This is a genomic window from Pseudomonas sp. YL2, from assembly GCF_023063025.1.
Lineage (GTDB): Bacteria > Pseudomonadota > Gammaproteobacteria > Pseudomonadales > Pseudomonadaceae > Aquipseudomonas > Aquipseudomonas putida_A.
Map to the genome: position 1 here is coordinate 83,776 of NZ_JAJSLU010000009.1, position 17,946 is coordinate 101,721.

A 17,946-nucleotide genomic window follows, 5' to 3' on the forward strand; every position below is an offset into this window, starting at 1 on the left:
CCGGGGGGAGCGGGCTCCCCCGAGAATACGGTGAACCAGCCGCCACCACCACCGACTGCCCCCCCGCATGGGCGACCAAGCCCGCTCCCACAGGGTTTGGTTTACACAATCAGTTCCGGGTCAGAGCCGCCGTTTGCGGGTGAGGCTCGGGATGGTGGTTTGCGGAATGACCACGTGCTGCGCCTCTGGCGTGGTGCTGAGCGCCAGCGCCGCCAGCGTCGGCTGGCTGAACAGCGCTCGGGCGTCGGTGTGCAAACCGCTCTGACGCATGCGCGCCACCAGACTCACCGCCAGCAACGAATGCCCGCCGAGTTCGAAGAAATTGTCGTGCCGTCCGACCTGCTCGACGCCAAGCACCTCGCTCCAGATCCGCGCCAGCGTGGTTTCGACTTCACCCTCGGGCGCCACGTATGGGCGGTTGATCACCGCGTCTGCCCCCGGTTCCGGCAGGGCCTTGCGGTCGATCTTGTCGTTTGGCGTCAGTGGCAAAGCGTCGAGCAGCACAAACGCGCCGGGCACCATGTACTCGGGCAAACGCTCCAGCACATGCGCGCGCAAGGTTTCCAACGATGGCGCGTCGATGCCGGCGCGCAAGCTGTACCAGGCCACCAGACGCTCATCGCGCACCATCACCACCGCCTCGCGAATCGCCGGATGTTCGATCAACCGCGCCTCGATTTCCCCCGGTTCCAGACGCAAGCCACGCAGCTTGATCTGGAAGTCGTTGCGGCCGAGGAATTCCAGCTCGCCGTGGTTGTTGTAGCGCGCCAGATCTCCCGTGCGATACAGGCGATCCCCCGCCACAAACGGGCTGTCGATGAAGCGCTCGGCCTGCATCTCCGGCAAGCCGTGATAACCACGTGCCACGCCGACGCCGCCAATGTGCAACTCACCGCTGACACCTTGTGGCACCGGTTGTCCGTACGCGTCGAGCACGTACAGGCGGGTGTTGCTCAACGCCTTGCCGATTGGCACCACGTTTTCAGGCACTGGCATGTCCGGTTCCAGCGTCCAGCCCGTGCTGTCCACGGTGGTTTCAGTCGGGCCGTAAACGTTATGCAACCGCACCCACGGCAGGCGATCGCGCACCTGTCGGGCCAGCGCCGCACTGAGTTCGCCCCCCCCGTTGAGCACATCGGTCAGGCTGCTGCACTGCTCGACACCGTCCTGCTCGATGAACTGCTGCAACAGCGCCGGGACGAACTTGACTACCGTCACTTGCTGCTCGCGAATGGTCTGCACCACATACGCCGAATCGCGGTTGCCATCCGGCCGCGCCAGTACCAGACGCATCCCGGAACACAGCGGCCAAAAGATCTCCCACACCGAGCTGTCGAAGCTGAACGGCGCTTTTTGCAGCAGCGCGCCGTGCTCGGTTGGCGGGCTGAGCTGCGCCCCCCAATGCACCATGTTGCAGGCGCTGCGGTGTTCGATCATCACGCCTTTTGGCAGACCGGTAGAGCCCGAGGTGTAGATCATGTAAGCGAGGTTCGAAGCACTCAAGCCCGGCACCTGAAGATTGTCTGACGGCTGCTGCTCCCAGTTGCCGTGATCCAGATTGATCAACGGCACACCCGGTTCACCCAGCAATTGCCGCGTGGCGCCATGCACCAGCAGTGCGACCGGCGCGCTGTCCTGCAGCATGTAGTTCAGGCGCTCCAGCGGATAGTCCGGGTCCAGCGGCACATAGGCCCCGCCTGCCTTGAGAATACCGAGTAGACCAACCACCAGATCCAGCCCACGCTCGACGCAGATCGCTACGCGCGAGTCCGGTTGCACGCCGAGTTCACGCAGGTGATGGGCCAGGCGATTGGCGCGATCATTGAGTTGCTCATAGGTCAGGCTTTGCTCGCCGGCCTGTGCGGCGATTGCATACGGTTTGCGCTGTACCTGCGCTTCGAACAACCTGTGCAACGGCTGGTCCAGCGGACAATCGACCTCGGTGGCGTTGAAGGTGATCAGCAAGCGTTGCACCTCCTCGGCTTGCAGGATCGGCAAACGGTGCAACGGCTGTTGCGGGGTCTGCTCCAAGGCCTGCACCAGGCCGCTCAACGCCGCTTGCATATAACCGCAGATCCGTTGCGCGCCAATTTGCGCCACGGCCCTGCCGGTGAGGCGCAAGCCGTTGCCAAAATCATCCACGCTCATGGTCAGCGGGTAATTGGTGCGCTCCTCGTTGGCCAGGGTTTCGATGCCTTGCCAGGCCTGACTGGACGGCTCCAGCAATTCAGATTCGTCACTGTGCCGGTAGTTGAGCAGCGCGCTGAACAACGGTGACGGCGAGGCGACGCCGCTGCAGCGCTGGGCCAGTGCCAGCGACGCGTGCTCATGGCCGAGCAGCGCGGTCAGCCGCGCATGGGTGGCGCGCACCGCGTCCAGCACTCCGGCATCGACATCGATGCGCAACGGCAAGCTGTTGATGAACACGCCCAAGGCCCGGTCAGCGCCCTCGCCGCCTTGCATACGCCCCATCAGCACCGTGCCGAACGCCACACGCTGCTGGCCGGATGTCGCCGCCAGCACCCGCGCCCACGCCAGATGAATCAGACTCGCCACGCTGACTCCGGCCTGTCGTGCCTGGGTGCGCAAACGCTGATAGACGTCAGCCGGCAGCACCTGCTGCGCTTCGTCGATGCCGCGCCCGTCGCCCTGCACTTCCTGCAGGCCGAATGGCAGGGTCGGCTCGTCGATGTCCGCCAGTTGCTCACGGAAAAACGCCTCATGTTCCTGCTCGCTGACGCCCAGTCGCGTCTGCGCCACGTAATTGCGATACGGCACCGGCGGCGCCTGCGCCACGACCTGCCCCGACAGGCTGGCCTGCATTTCGCTGCGCATCACTTCGAGGGCGATGTGATCCATGGCCAAGTGATGGAACAACAGAATCCCCACCACCCGATCCAGCGCCGGATCACGCGCATACACCAGGCGCATCAGCGGCGCCTGACTGACGTCGAGGCGATAACGCCGGGCGTTGAAGCGCTGGTGCAACTGCTCGATGATCGGGCCGTCGGCCGGGTTCAGTTCGACCTCCTGCAACGGCAGAATCGCTTCGCGCCACACCACCTGCACCGGGGTGCTCAGGCCTTCCCAGAGCACCGAAGTGCGCAGAATGTCGTGCCGCGCCATGACTTCTCGCAACGCTGCGGCGAAAGCCTCGACGCGTTCAAGACTGTCGAACGCCAGTTGCGATTGCAGCAGGTACGGATCGCCCTGCTCAGCGGTGATGTGGTGGTAGAGAATGCCTTCCTGCAGCGGTGCCAGCGGATAGATGTCCTGCACGTTGGCCGCGCCGCCCGGTACCGTGGCGACGATCCGCTCGATGTCCTTCTGCTGCAGTTGCACCAGCGGCAGCATCTCTGGCGCGATGTGGGTGCAATCGGCGGCGATGCGGTTGGCCGGCACTTCGATTTCCCGACCGCTGCCGACCGAAGCCGCCAGCGCCGCCAGGGTCGGTTGACTGAACAGCACGCGCACGTCGCTGCTCAGATCGAGCTGACGCATGCGCTCGATCAGAATCACTGCCAGCAACGAATGCCCGCCGAGTTCGAAGAAGTGATCGTGACGCCCGACCCGCTCGACTTGCAGGACTTCGGCCCAGATCTGCGCCAGGGCGATTTCGACCTCACCCTGCGGCGCCTCGTATTCGCGGCGGATCAGATCGTCCGGCCCGGGCGCTGGCAGTGCCTTGCGATCGACCTTGCCGTTGGCGGTCAGCGGCAGCGCCGACAGACGCACATAGGCGCTCGGCAGCATGGCACTGCTCAGGCGAGTTTTCAGCTGCGCGTGCAGCTCATTGATGTCTAGCGGCGCCTGCTCGGTGAACCACGCCAGCAATTGCCCGTCGCGCACCAGCACCACCGCTTCGCGCACCGCCGAATGGCTGGCGAGTGCGCTCTCGATCTCCCCCGGCTCGATCCGGATGCCACGGATTTTCACCTGATCATCGTTGCGCCCCAGGTACTCGAGATTGCCGTCGGCGCGCCACCGCGCGAGGTCGCCGGTGCGGTACAGGCGCGCGCCCTGTTCAGCACTGAACGGATCACGCAGGAAGCGTTCGGCGCTCAGCTCTGCGCGGTTCAGGTAACCGCGCGCCACCCCGGCCCCGCCGACGTACAACTCGCCCGTCACGCCCAGCGGCACCGGTTGCTGCTGCTCGTCGAGCAGATACACCGTGGCGTTGCTCACCGGTTTGCCGATGTGCAGCGCCTGCCCGGCGTCGATGCGCCCCGAGGTCGCCACCACGGTGGCTTCGGTCGGGCCGTAGTTGTTGATCACTTCGAACGATGGCTGACGCGGGAACTGGCGCAGGCGATCGCCACCGATCAGCAGCGTGCGCAACGTCGGGTGATCGAGCTGGCGGCTGAACGCGTATTCGGCGATCGGCGTCGGCAAAAAACTCACGTCCAGCGGCTGCGCACGCCACCAGTCGAGCAGCGCATCGATGTCTTCGCTGCCCTCGCTGGCCGGCGCCAGGTGCAGGGTCGCGCCCACGCACAGCGCCGGCCAGACTTCCCAGGCCATCGCATCGAAACCGAAACCGGCCAGGCTTGAGGTATGGCTGCCGGCATGCAGGTCGAAGACATCAGCGTGCCAATCGACCAGATTGCACAGGGTGCGGTGCTCGACCATCACCCCCTTGGGCAGGCCGGTCGAACCGGAGGTGTAAATCACATAAGCGAGGTTGCCCGGGGTCAGCCCCGGCACCTTCGGCGCGTCGACCCGGCCAGCCGACCAACTCGGCTGATCCAGCTCGATCACCGGCACCGACAACGCCGGCAAATGCCCGCGCAGCGCCCGCTGGGTCAGCACCGCGATGGGCGCGCTGTCCTCCAGCAGATAGCTCAGACGCTCGGCCGGATGCGCCGGATCCAGCGGCACATAAGCGGCGCCAGCCTTGAGGATCGCCAACAGCCCGACCAGCGTGTCGAGCCCGCGCCGGGCAACGATCGCCACCCGGTCATCTGGGCGCACCCCGAGATCGAGCAGATGATGCGCCAGCGCGTTGGCGCGTTGATTGAGTTCGGCATAGGTCAGGCTTTGCCCCTGATCAACCGCCGCCAGCGCCTGCGGCCGCAGCGTCGCCTGCGCTTCGATACGTTGCTGAAGGGTCGTCGGCGCCGGGTAGTCCACCCGCGTGGCATTCCACTGTTGCAGCCGCGCGGTTTCTTCCGGCGTGCTCAGATCGAAATCCGCCACCGCCAGATTCACCGCTTCCAGTCCCTGCTCCAGAATCAGCAACCAGCGTTCGGCCAGTGCCTTGACTTCATCGGCGTTGAAATACGCCTCGCTGTAGATCAGGTACAGCCGTGCGTCGTCATTGGCCAGATTGCTCAGCAAGTGCACCGCCAGCGGTGTGGCCTCTTCGACGTTCGAGGCCTTGATGATCCGTCCCGACGCCTCGCCGTAGCGATAATCGTGAGTGCCCTGCTCGTAGGAAACAGTGACTTCGAACAGCTGCGAGCGCTCCTCCCGCAGCAGGCCAAGGGCGCGGTTCATCTCACTCACGGGGAAGCGCTGATGGCGGAAATCCTTGCGCAGTTCCTCACGGATCGCTCTGACCAGTTCAGCGAACGTGCAGTGGCGACCGAAGCCCATACGCACCGCACTGACCTGGGCGAACAACCCAAGCGTGGATTTGAAGCGCGCGCCGGAGCGGTTGAGAATCGGCAATCCAACCACCCATTCGTCACGTTGTGCGGTGCGGCTGAAGTAGACATGCAGCGCCGCCAGCAACACATGGAACGCCGACGCGCCGAACGCTCGGGCCACCTGCTGCATGCGCTCGTGCAGCAACGCCGGCAAGGGCTGCGCGTAGACCTGCGTCTGCGCGGTTTGGCCGGCCAGGCTCTGCTGATGCCGTGGTAGCAACAGCGGCTCGGGCAATTGTCGGTACTTGTCCAGCCAGTAGGCGCGATCCTGCGCATAACGCGGCGACGCGTGATAGCGCGCATTGTCCTCGATGAAGTCGATGTACGACGGCGCCGCGACCGGTGTCGGTTGGCCGTGCGCCAGCGCGTTGTAGATCTCGTCCAGCGACTTGAACATTTCGCCGAAGCCCCAGCCATCGACGATCAAGTGATGCGCCTGCACGGACAGCCAGTGTCGCTGCTCATCGAGGCGGATCAACAGAAAGCGCAACAGGCAGCCGCCGTCCAGCACAAAGGGTTGATCGATGCGTGCTTGCACCAATGCCCGCGCCGCCGATTCCGGGTCGCTGTGCGCCGACACATCGTCGATCGGCATCTGCACCGCTACTGACCGGGCGAACTGCTGCAAAGGCAGGCCATCGGCGCCGGCGCCCGGCAGCAGAATCGTGCGCAGCGCGTCATGCCGGGCTACCAGTGCTTCCAGCGCAGCCTGCATCCGCGCCGGATCCAGCGGCCCGCTGAGGTCCAGGTAGCCGCCGATGTTGTACAGCGGCGAATCCCCGCGACTCAGCTGATCCAGCCAGATATCCAGCTGCGCAGCGGTCAGCGGATACGTCTGGAGCGATGCGGACGGCGTGGCCACCGCAGGGGCGGAAATAGGCGGCATAAGATCCTTCTCATGTGATTTTGCGCCTATTCAAGCATCGGCCCCGATGCCGACATGACACGTAAAACCCGGACAACCCCGCCCCGGGCGCTGGCCTGTCAGCGCTTGTAGCCCCTGATTGGGTGGGAACCCACTAAAAGTTCGGAGAGGAAACACTGAAATTTCTGTAGGAAAAATGCCACACACCAGCGCTGCCATCGACCTGCGTTGTGACCTCAAAAAAACGCAACTGCCCCGGTTTTCAAGGTCTTGACGTGACCAAACAGTCACGCGATGCGCAACACCTGTCGCAAACGGCGTCAGAAGCCCGGCGCCAACTTTCAGAAATGATGGCACTTTGTGTCCCTGTTTTCCCCTACAGACGTAGGACAAATCCATAGGCTTAAATCCCGCCCCAGATCAGTTTCAAGGAGAGACGATTGCGTGGGCGGCTTTTGCATAAACAGCGGACGACTCGGTGATGACTCGGAACCAGGGATGACAAGGATATGAATCTGACCGGCAGCATTCGCAACATGGAAAACCCGCATTTCTACTGGCAACTGGGGGAACTGATTGCCAGCACCGGCGACGATCATTTCGCCAGCAACCTGTTCCAGTTGGTCGACACCCTGGTGCCGGTCAATCGCGTCGATCTCAGTGAGTGGACGCTGGACGAACGTCAGGCCAGCGTGGTCGAGATCAAGGCGCTGGGCAGCGCCGGACTGCCGCAGACCTTCCCGCCACCGGACCCGTTGAAAAGTCCGGACGATCATCCGTTGTTGCAGAAGATGATCGAGATGAATGATTCCCTGCTGATTCAACTCAAAGCGTCGCTCCAGCCGCAACATCCGCAGCACAGCGTGCACCAGTGCAATCTGGTGTCCCGCACCTCTAATCGCCGCTGTGTCATCTCGTTCTACCGACCGCATACGCAACGGGTGTTTTCCCTGCCGGAGCTGTCATTTCTCAAAAGCCTGTCCGACACCCTGCTGCCGCTGATCGAGCGGCACGCGCAGCTCAGCCGGCAGATCGTCGCCAAACAGCCGCGCCTGCCCTTGGCCGATCTGGAGCAGGCGCCGTTGCAGCAGGTGTTCGACGAACGCCTGGCGCTGGGCGGCATCGTGCTGTCGGCCCGAGAGAAAGAAGTCTGCCTCGGTTTGTTGACCGGCGGTACCGTGCCGCAACTGGCCGAGAAGCTGCGGGTCAAGAGCAGTTCCGTCGAGACCTACCTCAAGCGAGCGACCGCCAAACTGGGGGTCAGCGGACGGCATGGTCTGGCGCGCTGGATGGCCGGGGCATAACCGCGCGGTCGTGGTTCAACGGTGTTTGATGATGGTGTGGGGACGCAGTGCCCGGCACGTGTTTTTTCTGCATGAGAGCGTTCGATGCTGTGCATTTCCCTGCTGTCCCTCGCCGCCCTGCTGGCCGGTTGTTCGTTGATTCCCGAGTACCAGCGCCCTGCCTCACCGAGCGCTGCGCAGTACCCGCAAGGCGCGGTTTACCCGGCACCGACACCCGCCGCAGCGCGCACTGAAGACTGGCGCACGCTGTTCAACGACCCGGCGCTGCAACAGTTGATCGAAAGCGCGCTGGTGAACAATCGCGATCTGCGAGTCGCGGCGCTTAACGTCGAGGCGTTTCAGGCGCAATACCGCATCCAGCGCGCCGATTTGCTGCCGGCGGTGTCGGCCAATGCCAGCGAGTCACGCCAGCGCATGCCGCCCAGCGTGACCCGCAGCAAAGCCATGATCAATTCGACCTATGCGGTGAATCTGGGTGTCAGTGCCTATGAGCTGGATTTTTTCGGCCGGGTGCGCAGCCTCAGCGAACAGGCGCTGCAAACCTGGCTGGCGACCGAACAGGCGCGGCGCAGTGCCGAGCTGAGTCTGGTGGCCAACGTCGCCAATGCCTACCTGACCTGGCGCGCCGATCAGGAGTTGCTCGAACTGACGCGCCAGACCCTGGCCGCCGATCAGCAAAGTCTGCGCCTGACCACACGCAACCGTGAGGCCGGCAAGTCTTCGGCGCTGGAACAGGCGCAGGCGCAAACCAGCGTCGACAGTTCGCGAGCCAATCTGGCGCGATACAAACGTCAGGTGGCGCAGGATCTCAACAGCCTGACACTGCTGGTTGGCGCGCCAGTCCCCGAGCAACTGCCGGCGCAACCACTGGCCAACGATCTGGTTCAGCAATTGCCGGCCGGGTTGCCGTCGGACCTGCTGCAACGGCGCCCGGACATTCTCCAGGCCGAGTACAAACTGAAAGCGGCCAACGCCAACATCGGTGCAGCGCGCGCGGCGTTTTTCCCCAGTGTCAGCCTGACCACCAGCGCCGGCACTTCCAGCCGCGATCTGTCCGGACTGTTCAGCGGCGGCTCCGGGGCGTGGACGTTCCAGCCGCAAATCAACCTGCCGATTTTCAACGCCGGCAGCCTGCGCGCGAGTCTGGATTATTCGAAATTGCAGAAAGACGTCGCGGTCGCCGAATACGAGAAATCGATTCAAACCGCGTTTCAGGAAGTTGCCGACGGCCTGGCAGCGCGCAGCACTTATCAGCAGCAATTGCAGGCACAGCGCGATCTGGTGCAGGCCACTCAGGACTACTACAACCTGGCGCAGCACCGCTATCAAAACGGTGTCGACAGCAGCCTGACGTTTCTTGATGCACAGCGCTCGCTGTTCAGTTCACAGCAGGGGCTGATCACTGATCGTCTTGCGCAGCTGGTTGCCGAGGTCAACCTGTACACCGCGCTGGGCGGCGGCTGGCAGGCAGGCCAATGAGGTCCGGGTTCAGTAGCCCCTCGTCACTTTTTCTTACACCTTTTGTCGCCCGATCCGACGCCGTGCGGCGATCCGTGGCCGGCGTCTGCCGTCAGTTTGGTATCATGCGCCGCTTTTACGGTTAACCCCCCGCCAGTCCTGCCGACTGACGGGCTGCAAAAGGCGGTATTAGATGACGGCTTTGTTGACTCGCCGCAAGGTGCTTGCGGGAATGGGCGTGCTGGGCCTGGGCCTGCTCGCCGGCTGCGACACCCGTGGCCAACTGTCGTACAAGTACGGCAAGGACCTGAGTGACAAGATCCTCGGACGCACCTTCAAGCTGAAGAACACCGACGGCGAAACCATGACGCTGTCGAGCTTTCGCGGGATGATGCCGATGATCTTCTTCGGCTTCACCCAATGCCCGGCGGTGTGCCCGACCACCCTCGCCCGCGCCGCGCAAATCAAGAAGCTGATGGGCAAGGACGGCGACCGTCTGCAGGTGATCTTCATCACCCTCGACCCGGAACGCGACACGCCGCAGATCCTCGACGCCTACGTCAAAGCCTTCGACCCGAGCTTCGTCGCGCTGTACGGCACGCTGGAAGAAACCCAGGCCACCGCCAAGGAATTCGACGTGTTCTTCGAGAAGGTGCCGGCCGGCGACACCTACACCATCTCCCACACGTCCACCAGTTACGTCTACGACTCGCGCGGCCAGTTGCGCATGGGTCTGTCTGTATCGCTTTCGGCACAAGAGTGCACGGAAGATTTGCTCACCGTTATGGAGGTCTGCTGATGCACCCCGTTTTGAACAACATCAAACGCGCCGTTTTCGCCCTGTCCCTGCTGGGCCTGGCGTTTCAAGCCTCGGCTCAGACCAAGGTCGATGATGCCTGGGTGCGTGCGACCGTGCCGACCCAATCGGCCAGCGGCGCGTTCATGACCGTCACCGCGGACAGCGACAGCAAACTGCTGAGCGTGGCCTCGCCAGTGGCCAAGGATGTGCAGATCCACGAAATGTCGATGAAGAACGACGTGATGAGCATGGGCCCGGTCAAATCGGTCGACCTGCCAGCCGGCAAAGCCGTCACCTTCGACCCGAACGGCTACCACGTGATGCTGATGGGCCTGACCGGCCAGCTCAAGGAAGGCGAAAGCGTACCGCTGACCCTGACCGTGGAAAACGCCAAGGGCGAGAAAGAAACCGTCGAAGTCAAAGCCGAAGTCCGTGCGCTGACGCACATGGAAGGCCACGATCACAGCAAGATGCATTGATCTGACTTGGCGGTAATAAAAGGGGCGGCCTGATTGATGATCAGGTCGCCCCTTTTTTATCGCGCATGTCAGCCGCGCTTGCGGGCCAGTGCATTGCGCACGCTTTCTCTCGACATCCCCGAGCGCGATGCCGCCGCAGTTTTCTCCACGGGCGCCGCAGCCAACTGCTGCTTGCGCTTCAACACCTGACTCCAGCGATAACCGAGATAACCGGCCGCCGCAAAAAATCCCAGCCAACCAGTGATCAGGTTGACCACTGTCCACAGCCCAAGGGTGATCAGTACGGTTTTCCAGGTGAAGAGCTTCAGGTTGTTGTCGACGGGCACCGTTTCAACCGGTGTCTGCTGCGCCAGTGGAATCTGCTGCACTCCATCCAGATCAAAGCGCAATGAGAAGTCCGCCCCCGGTACCTGGACATTTATCTGATTGCCTTCAGCGGTATGCACCCGCACTTCGCCATTGACGACCGACACCGAGCTGAAACTGATCTGGGTTTCGTGATGAATCTCGCCGTTGACCAAGGTCACGACCGTTCGTTGTTCGCCATTGGGGGTGTCGCGCATGTCGATTCCTTGAGAACTCCACGTCGGACGACGTGCGAAGGGAAAATCCGTTGGGCTCGAATGCTACTGAGTGGCCATCAGGCTGTCCAGAAACAACCACAGGCTTCAACTCTTTGGCGAGCCGTTATCAGCTCCCAGCGCCACCATGCGCCTCTTCAAAAAAGTAATCCTTCCAGCTGCCAGCCTTGTTCTTCAGCACGCCCAGTTCCTGCAATTTCTCGGCATAGATAAACGTGCGCTGCGGCACTACCGTGAAGTCGATTTCCGGGTCTTTGACGATCTGCTCGACCAGCGCCAGCGGCAGCTTCGACTGTTCGACGCGGATGTACGCCTGAGCGGCGGCGGGCTTGTCGGCCTTGATGATTTTTTCCGCTTCGGCCAACGCGTCGTAGAACGCCTTGTAGGTCCTGGGATTTTCGTCGTGGAATTTTTCCGTGGTGTAGAGCACGTTGAAGGTGGCCTGACCGCCAAGCACGTCGTAAGAACTGAGCACTTTGTGCACGTTGGGGTTTTGCAGCGCCTGATACTGAAACGGCGGGCTGGAGAAGTGCGAGTTGATTTCCGAACCGCCGGCAATCAGCGCCGCCGTGGCATCCGGGTGCGGCAGGCTGACCGAGATGTCGTCAAATTTTTTGTACTGGTCATTGCCGAATTCCTTGGCCGTTTCGATCTGCAGGGTCCGCGACTGAAAACCCACGCCCGCCGCCGGCACGGCAATGCGATCCTTGTCGCTGAAATCCTTGAGGGTCTTGATGTTGGGGTTGTTGGTCAGCAGGTAATTGGGCATCGAACCAAGCGAGGCTATGGCCTTGACGTTCTGTTTGCCGCGCGTGCGATCCCACACGGTGAGCATCGGCGGCACCCCGGCGGATACCACGTCCAGTGCGCCGGTCAGCAGCGCTTCGTTCATCGCAGTGGCGCCGGAGATGCTGTTCCAGTCGACCTTGATCTCCAGCCCCTGCGCCTTGCCGTGTTTTTCGATCAACTGCTGATCACGCACCACATCGAGAATCAAATAACCGATGCCGAATTGCTGGGCGATGCTGATCTTGCCCTCGGCCTGCGCACCGCTGCTGAACAGCATGCTGCTCGACAGAGATGCGGCCAACAGAGTCAGCGCAGAACGTTTGAACGGTGTGGCCATGACAACCTCGCAGCAGGGGTGGATTGGCTGAAAGGCCGAACTCTATCGCTATAAAAAATAGAAATTAAATACCGTTATCGAATATCCATAGCACGCTCGCGTTTGCCGTCATGCGCTGATTTAAACAGCCTGAAACAATAAATCTGCCATCGATTACACGCTGTGCGTCAGCCGTCAGCGCGCTGACACCAACGCCAGTCACGGCCTCAAGCCCTGCGCCGTGCCTGCAAGAGCGGATCAGCCGGTAGTTTAAAAGGGCGATCAGACAGCCCACCCTTGGTATCATCGCGCACACTTTTATGACGGTTTGATGGCTGGAAGGTCTTTGTTTGTGAGCGTTCTTTTGCGTTGGTTGCGGCAGCCGCATGCCCGCCTGTTTTCCCTGATTCTGCTGGTGCTGATCGTACCGGTGTGCCTGCGCGCGGCGTTGGGCTGGTCGTCGTCGCCGGGCTATTTGTCTGACTTGGCCATTGGCAGTTTGCTGGTGCTGTTGCTTCATCGCCGTGCGTGGTGGCAGGCGTTGCCGTTGCTGCTGTTCTGGGGGTTGCTGGCGGTGGCGACGGCGGAGCTGGTCAGCGCTGTCGGCCGGTTGCCGAACCCATCCGACCTGCATTACCTGATTGACCCGCAGTTCGTGGAGAACTCCACCGGTGGCGGCTTTGCCCATCCGGCGCTGGGCGTGGCACTGTTGCTGGCGCTGCTGCTCTGGTTGCTGACGCGTTTCGCCAATCGCGCGCAGCCCGCTGCTGCCCTGCCCCATGCCGTGTGGGCCGCACCGGCGCTGCTGTTCGCCGCGCACTGGGGCGTGCAAAACCAGTGGCCAAGCGAGGAAGATCCGTGGCGCCTGTACAACCTGCCGCATCAGTTGCTCGCCTCGCAAGTCGCCGAGCTGCAGTTGCAGGCCGAGGAATGGCTGGACGGTGACGTCGAACCCGCCGCGCCACAGATGGCCGGGCTGACCGATCTGGATCTCAATGGCCACAAGCTGCTGGCCGCACCGGGGCAGGCGCGCAATGTGCTGATCATCGCCCTGGAAGGCATTCCCGGCGCTTACATCCGCGCCAATCGCGAGGCCATCGGCAGTCATTATCAGGAAGACCTGATGCCCCATCTCAGCCGCTGGGCCGAGCGCGGCATGAACACCCCGGATTACGTGCTGCATACGCACCAGACCATTCGCGGCCTATACGCCATGCTCTGCGGCAATTACGACAAGCTCAACAACGGCACGCCCAAAGGCGTGGAGATGCTCACTCAGCAGGAGCGCAATCAGGCCTGCCTGCCGGCGCAACTGCGGCAGAACGGCTTCAGCACTCACTACCTGCAAGGCGCCGGTCTGCGTTTCATGGCCAAAGACAAGATCATGCCGCACATCGGTTTCGATGCGACCCATGGTCTGGAATGGTTCAGCAACGCCAACTATCTGGAGTTTCCGTGGGGCAAGGATGACAGGGCGTTCTTCGAAGGCGCGCTGGATTACGTCGGCCAACTGAAGAAGCAGAAGCAACCGTGGATGCTCACTCTGTTGACCGTCGGCACGCACCAGCCCTACTCCGCACCGGAAGACTATCTGGCGCGCTACGAGACGCCGAAACAGGCTGCCGTCGGTTATCTCGATGATGCGCTGGAGCAGTTTCTCAGCGGTCTCGAACGCAAGGGCGTACTGAAAGACACGCTGGTGGTGATCACCTCGGACGAATCCCACGGCATCGATGGCGTGCGTCTGGCGTCGTCCTGGGGCTTTAACCTGACCTTGGCCCCGGAACACGAGCAACTGCCGCGACTGAATGCCGGGGTCTACGGTCATGTCGATCTGAGCGCGTCGATCCTCGACTATTTCGATCTGCCGGTGCCGTCGGCGCTGAGCGGCCGTTCGCTGTTCCGCGACTACGACAGCGGACGCGAAATCATGTCCTACACCAACGGCAAGCTGCGCTACCACAACGGCCAGGGGATCTTTTCCGAGTGCGACATGCCGCGCCGCTGCCGTTACTACGAAAGCGCCGGGTTCATTGCCGAGCGGGCCACCTTCAAGGGCAATGAAAGCAGCCAGCAGGCCCGGCAGATTGCCGCGCGGGCCATGGCGCTGGACCTGTCGCTGCTGCGCACCCCGCTCAATCAGCGTTACCAGTTCGGCAGCAACAACGTGATCCCGCTGCAGGCGCAGATCAAGGATGACTGGGCCGATAACCTGATCGGTGCGCAATACCTGGAAATGCCCAAGGGTTCGCACACTCGTGTGCGCCTGACCGTGCGCTCGGTGGACCCGCAGCAGGCGGCGTACATTCAGCTCAAGGCCAAGGAGTTCGAACAGGACGTGCAACTGGGCCTGCCGACCGAGATGGTCGCCACGGCCGATCAGCCGCTGCAGATGGATTTCAGCTTCGACAACCCGCAACAGCGCAAGGCCTTTTCGTTTCACTTGCTGGGTTATGGATTGGGTGCGGTCGAGGTCACGGATTTCAGTGTGATTACTGAATTGCCGGGGCAGGAAGATCCGTTGGATGCGTTGCCGGATGATGAGACTGTGCAATCGAGTTGAAATCAGGGAAGGGACGGATTGGCTGGATCCGTCCCTTTACGTTTACTCACGGAGCTTAATTTCAAATTTACCTGTTATTTTCCCCTCATCAGAAAAATCAAAATCGATATCACCTGAAACAGCGTATGGAAATCCTTCTCTTCGTAAAAACGTCACCCTTGCCCGCCCTGACTTAATAAGCTGGTAATTGCCATTGTCATCAGCGGTCCAACTCAAGTCACCCTTGTAGCACTCCACATCATGAGGGCCGTCTCCGACCAGGCTCCGTGGAACGCAGAAAGCAACATGACCTCATTCATTGTCGTCAACTCCAATAATGAAAAAGTCGTTTCTTGCTACATAGAGTACCGCGTTCCCCTTCGTCGCAGACACGAACGGTCTTTTACCAACAGATGCATTGAAAACACCGTCGGAGACGTGACCAACCTCCTGCAACAGCGCATCAAGTTGCTCCTTTGTATTAATTGATTTGTTCATCCGAATGCATTCCAAAATAGTTTTATAGTGATGATTGGCTCTCAAAAATCTTGAGACCGTTGCTTCCGCTGACAAAGCTAATGCGCCATTACTTCGAGCGCTACAGTCATATCTGACAGGCCGCTAGCCCAATTCGAAATAAAAAGTTCAATATTTAAAATCATTAACGGCGCTATCAAACCAGTTTTCGGCAAAGTATCAGGCAGCTATGGAATAGACCCGCGTTACCAGGGTCTCGAAAGACTGCGCCTATCACGCCCCAATAGTCGGCCTATTAGCTGACTGCCCAAGTCGGGTCTAGCCTTACTAGTCCGAAGCCGGCACGAGCCGGCCGCACAAGACCTGATAAGGACTCGAACATGGCAAACGAATCGAAATGCCCGTTCAACCACGCCGCCGGTGGTGGTACGACGAACCGTGACTGGTGGCCGAATCAACTGAACCTGAAGATCCTCAGCCAGCACTCGCCCAAGTCCGATCCGCTGGGCAAGGACTTCGACTACGCCAAAGCCTTCCAGAGCCTGGACTTCCAGGCCCTGAAACAAGACCTGCGTGCGCTGATGACCGACTCGCAGGACTGGTGGCCAGCCGACTTCGGCCACTACGGCCCGCTGTTCATCCGCATGGCCTGGCACAGCGCCGGCACCTATCGCACCGCCGATGGCCGTGGTGGCGCCGGCTCCGGGCAACAGCGTTTCGCTCCGCTCAACAGCTGGCCGGACAACGTCAGCCTCGACAAAGCGCGGCGCCTGCTGTGGCCAATCAAACAGAAATACGGCCGCAATATTTCCTGGGCCGACCTGATTGTGCTCACCGGCAACGTCGCGCTGGAGTCGATGGGCTTCAAGACCTTCGGCTTCTCCGGTGGACGTCCCGATGTGTGGGAACCGGACGAAGACGTCTACTGGGGTTCGGAACGCGAATGGCTCGGCGGCGACAGCCGTTACGGCAAAGACAAGTCAGCCATGCAGGAGCCCGGTGACGGCACGCTGGTGGCCGAACCGGACTTGCACGGCAAAGAGCAAAGCCGTACCGATCAGGGCGAACGCAATCTGGAAAACCCGCTCGCAGCGGTGCAGATGGGCCTGATTTACGTGAACCCGGAAGGCCCCGAGGGCAACCCGGATCCGGTGGCTTCGGGCCGCGATATCCGCGAAACCTTCGGCCGCATGGCCATGAACGATGAAGAAACCGTTGCGCTGATCGCTGGCGGTCACGCCTTCGGCAAGACCCACGGCGCCGGCCCGGCCGACAATGTCGGACCTGAGCCGGAAGCGGCCGGCCTGGAAGAACAGGGCCTCGGCTGGCGCAACGCATTCGGCACCGGCAAAGGCGCCGACACCATCACCAGTGGCCTCGAAGTCACCTGGACCACGACCCCGACTCAGTGGAGCAACAATTACCTGGAAAACCTGTTCGGTTTCGAGTGGGAACTGTTCAAAAGCCCGGCCGGTGCGCATCAGTGGAAACCAAAAAACGGCGCCGGGGCTGGCACTGTTCCCCATGCGCACGATCCGAGCAAAAAGCTCTCGCCGACCATGCTCACTTCCGACCTGGCGCTGCGTTTCGACCCGATCTACGAGCCGATCGCCCGCCGTTTCCTGGCCAATCCTGATCAATTGGCCGACGCCTTCGCCCGCGCCTGGTACAAACTGATCCACCGCGACATGGGTCCGCTGTCGCGCTACCTCGGCCCGGAACTGCCGAACGAAGAACTGCTGTGGCAGGACCCGATTCCCGATGCCACTCACCCACTGATCGACAGCAACGATGCGGCAGCGCTGAAAAGCAAAGTGCTGGCTTCCGGCCTGTCGGTGTCGCAACTGGTGTCCACCGCCTGGGCCGCGGCATCGACATTCCGTGGTTCGGACAAACGGGGGGGCGCCAACGGCGGACGTCTGCGTCTGGCCCCGCAGAAATTCTGGCAGGCCAACCAGCCGGAGCAACTGGACAAGGTGCTGAAGACCCTTGAGGGAATTCAGAACGAGTTCAACGCCGGATCATCCGGCAAGAAAGTCTCGCTGGCGGATCTGATCGTGCTGGCGGGTAACGCCGGGGTCGAGCAAGCGGCGAAAAACGCCGGGCACTCGGTCTCTGTGCCGTTCAATCCAGGACGCACCGACGCGACTCAGGAGCAAACCGATGTCGAGTCGTTTGGTTTCCTCGAACCGATTGCCGATGGTTTCCGCAACTACAGCAAGGGCAAATACACCGTGTCGGCCGAGGCGCTGCTGATCGACAAGGCGCAATTGCTCACCCTCTCCGCTCCGGAAATGACCGTACTGGTCGGTGGTCTGCGGGTATTGGGGGCGAACGTCGGGCAGAGCCGGCATGGCGTGTTCACCTCGCGCACTGAAACCCTGAGCAACGACTTCTTCACCAACCTGCTTGACATGGGCGTGGAGTGGAAGCCGACGTCGGCAGCGGCGGACGAGTTCGAAGGACGCGATCGCAAGACCGGTAGCGTGAAGTGGACCGCGACGCGGGTTGATCTGGTGTTTGGTTCCAACGCGATCCTGCGCGCGCTGGCCGAGGTGTATGCGAGCTCTGACGCGAAGGAACAGTTCGTCAAAGACTTCGTGGCGGCGTGGGCCAAGGTGATGGAGCTGGATCGGTTTGACCTGAAATAACAGAAAACGCAAAAACCTGTGGGAGCGGGCTTGCTCG

9 protein-coding genes and 2 pseudogenes are annotated in these 17,946 nt (G+C 61.7%); 6 read left to right on the forward strand and 5 right to left on the reverse strand.

Annotation, left to right across the window (positions count from 1 at the left end; all coding sequences use genetic code 11):
* Nucleotides 1-120 precede the first annotated feature (120 nt).
* Both LVD08_RS14630 and LVD08_RS28275 read right to left on the reverse strand, forming a co-directional pair.
* Nucleotides 121-5,121 (reverse strand): annotated as a pseudogene (locus tag LVD08_RS14630) (amino acid adenylation domain-containing protein); the annotation flags it as partial.
* Between the two features lie 90 nt (nucleotides 5,122-5,211).
* A pseudogene (locus LVD08_RS28275) lies at nucleotides 5,212-6,534 on the reverse strand (condensation domain-containing protein); the annotation flags it as partial.
* A 488-nt stretch (nucleotides 6,535-7,022) separates the two neighbouring features.
* Here LVD08_RS28275 and LVD08_RS14635 point away from each other — a divergent pair.
* The 4 genes from LVD08_RS14635 (at nucleotide 7,023) to LVD08_RS14650 (ending at nucleotide 10,553) form a co-directional block, all read left to right on the forward strand.
* Complete coding sequence (locus LVD08_RS14635; RefSeq protein ID WP_098968297.1) at nucleotides 7,023-7,817, forward strand: helix-turn-helix transcriptional regulator; 795 nt, start codon at nucleotides 7,023-7,025, stop codon at nucleotides 7,815-7,817.
* Between the two features lie 84 nt (nucleotides 7,818-7,901).
* A complete protein-coding gene (locus LVD08_RS14640) occupies nucleotides 7,902-9,296 on the forward strand; it encodes an efflux transporter outer membrane subunit (RefSeq protein WP_274621199.1) in 1,395 nt (464 codons plus the stop codon).
* 172 nt (nucleotides 9,297-9,468) lie between these two features.
* Nucleotides 9,469-10,074 (forward strand): SCO family protein, encoded by a 606-nt coding sequence (locus LVD08_RS14645; protein WP_047599796.1) that lies wholly within the window; start codon nucleotides 9,469-9,471, stop codon nucleotides 10,072-10,074.
* Nucleotides 10,074-10,553, forward strand: a complete 480-nt coding sequence (locus tag LVD08_RS14650) for a copper chaperone PCu(A)C (RefSeq protein WP_027613130.1) — start codon at nucleotides 10,074-10,076, stop codon at nucleotides 10,551-10,553. Before LVD08_RS14645 ends, LVD08_RS14650 begins: the two co-directional genes overlap by 1 nt.
* 68 nt (nucleotides 10,554-10,621) lie before the next feature.
* Here the strand turns inward: LVD08_RS14650 and LVD08_RS14655 are convergent, their stop codons facing one another.
* Together LVD08_RS14655 and LVD08_RS14660 are read right to left on the reverse strand one after the other, a co-directional pair.
* Nucleotides 10,622-11,116: a hypothetical protein gene (locus LVD08_RS14655; RefSeq protein WP_247268494.1), complete on the reverse strand. Its 495-nt coding sequence runs from the start codon at nucleotides 11,114-11,116 to the stop codon at nucleotides 10,622-10,624.
* Between the two features lie 127 nt (nucleotides 11,117-11,243).
* The gene (locus LVD08_RS14660) at nucleotides 11,244-12,260 is read right to left on the reverse strand and encodes an ABC transporter substrate-binding protein (protein WP_247268495.1); all 1,017 of its coding nucleotides are present in this window, start codon (nucleotides 12,258-12,260) and stop codon (nucleotides 11,244-11,246) included.
* 310 nt (nucleotides 12,261-12,570) lie between these two features.
* On the opposite strand from LVD08_RS14660, the gene LVD08_RS14665 reads away from it, so the two are divergent.
* A complete protein-coding gene (locus tag LVD08_RS14665; protein WP_247268496.1) occupies nucleotides 12,571-14,802 on the forward strand; it encodes an LTA synthase family protein in 2,232 nt (743 codons plus the stop codon).
* Nucleotides 14,803-15,093: 291 nt separating this feature from the next.
* Here the strand turns inward: LVD08_RS14665 and LVD08_RS14670 are convergent, their stop codons facing one another.
* Nucleotides 15,094-15,279, reverse strand: coding sequence for a hypothetical protein (locus LVD08_RS14670; protein ID WP_247268497.1), 186 nt, complete (start codon nucleotides 15,277-15,279; stop codon nucleotides 15,094-15,096).
* A 359-nt stretch (nucleotides 15,280-15,638) separates the two neighbouring features.
* Here LVD08_RS14670 and katG point away from each other — a divergent pair, with 359 nt between their 5' ends.
* On the forward strand, nucleotides 15,639-17,909 hold the full coding sequence (gene katG / locus LVD08_RS14675; protein ID WP_247268498.1) for a catalase/peroxidase HPI: 2,271 nt from the start codon (nucleotides 15,639-15,641) through the stop codon (nucleotides 17,907-17,909).
* The last annotated feature ends 37 nt before the right edge of the window (nucleotides 17,910-17,946 follow it).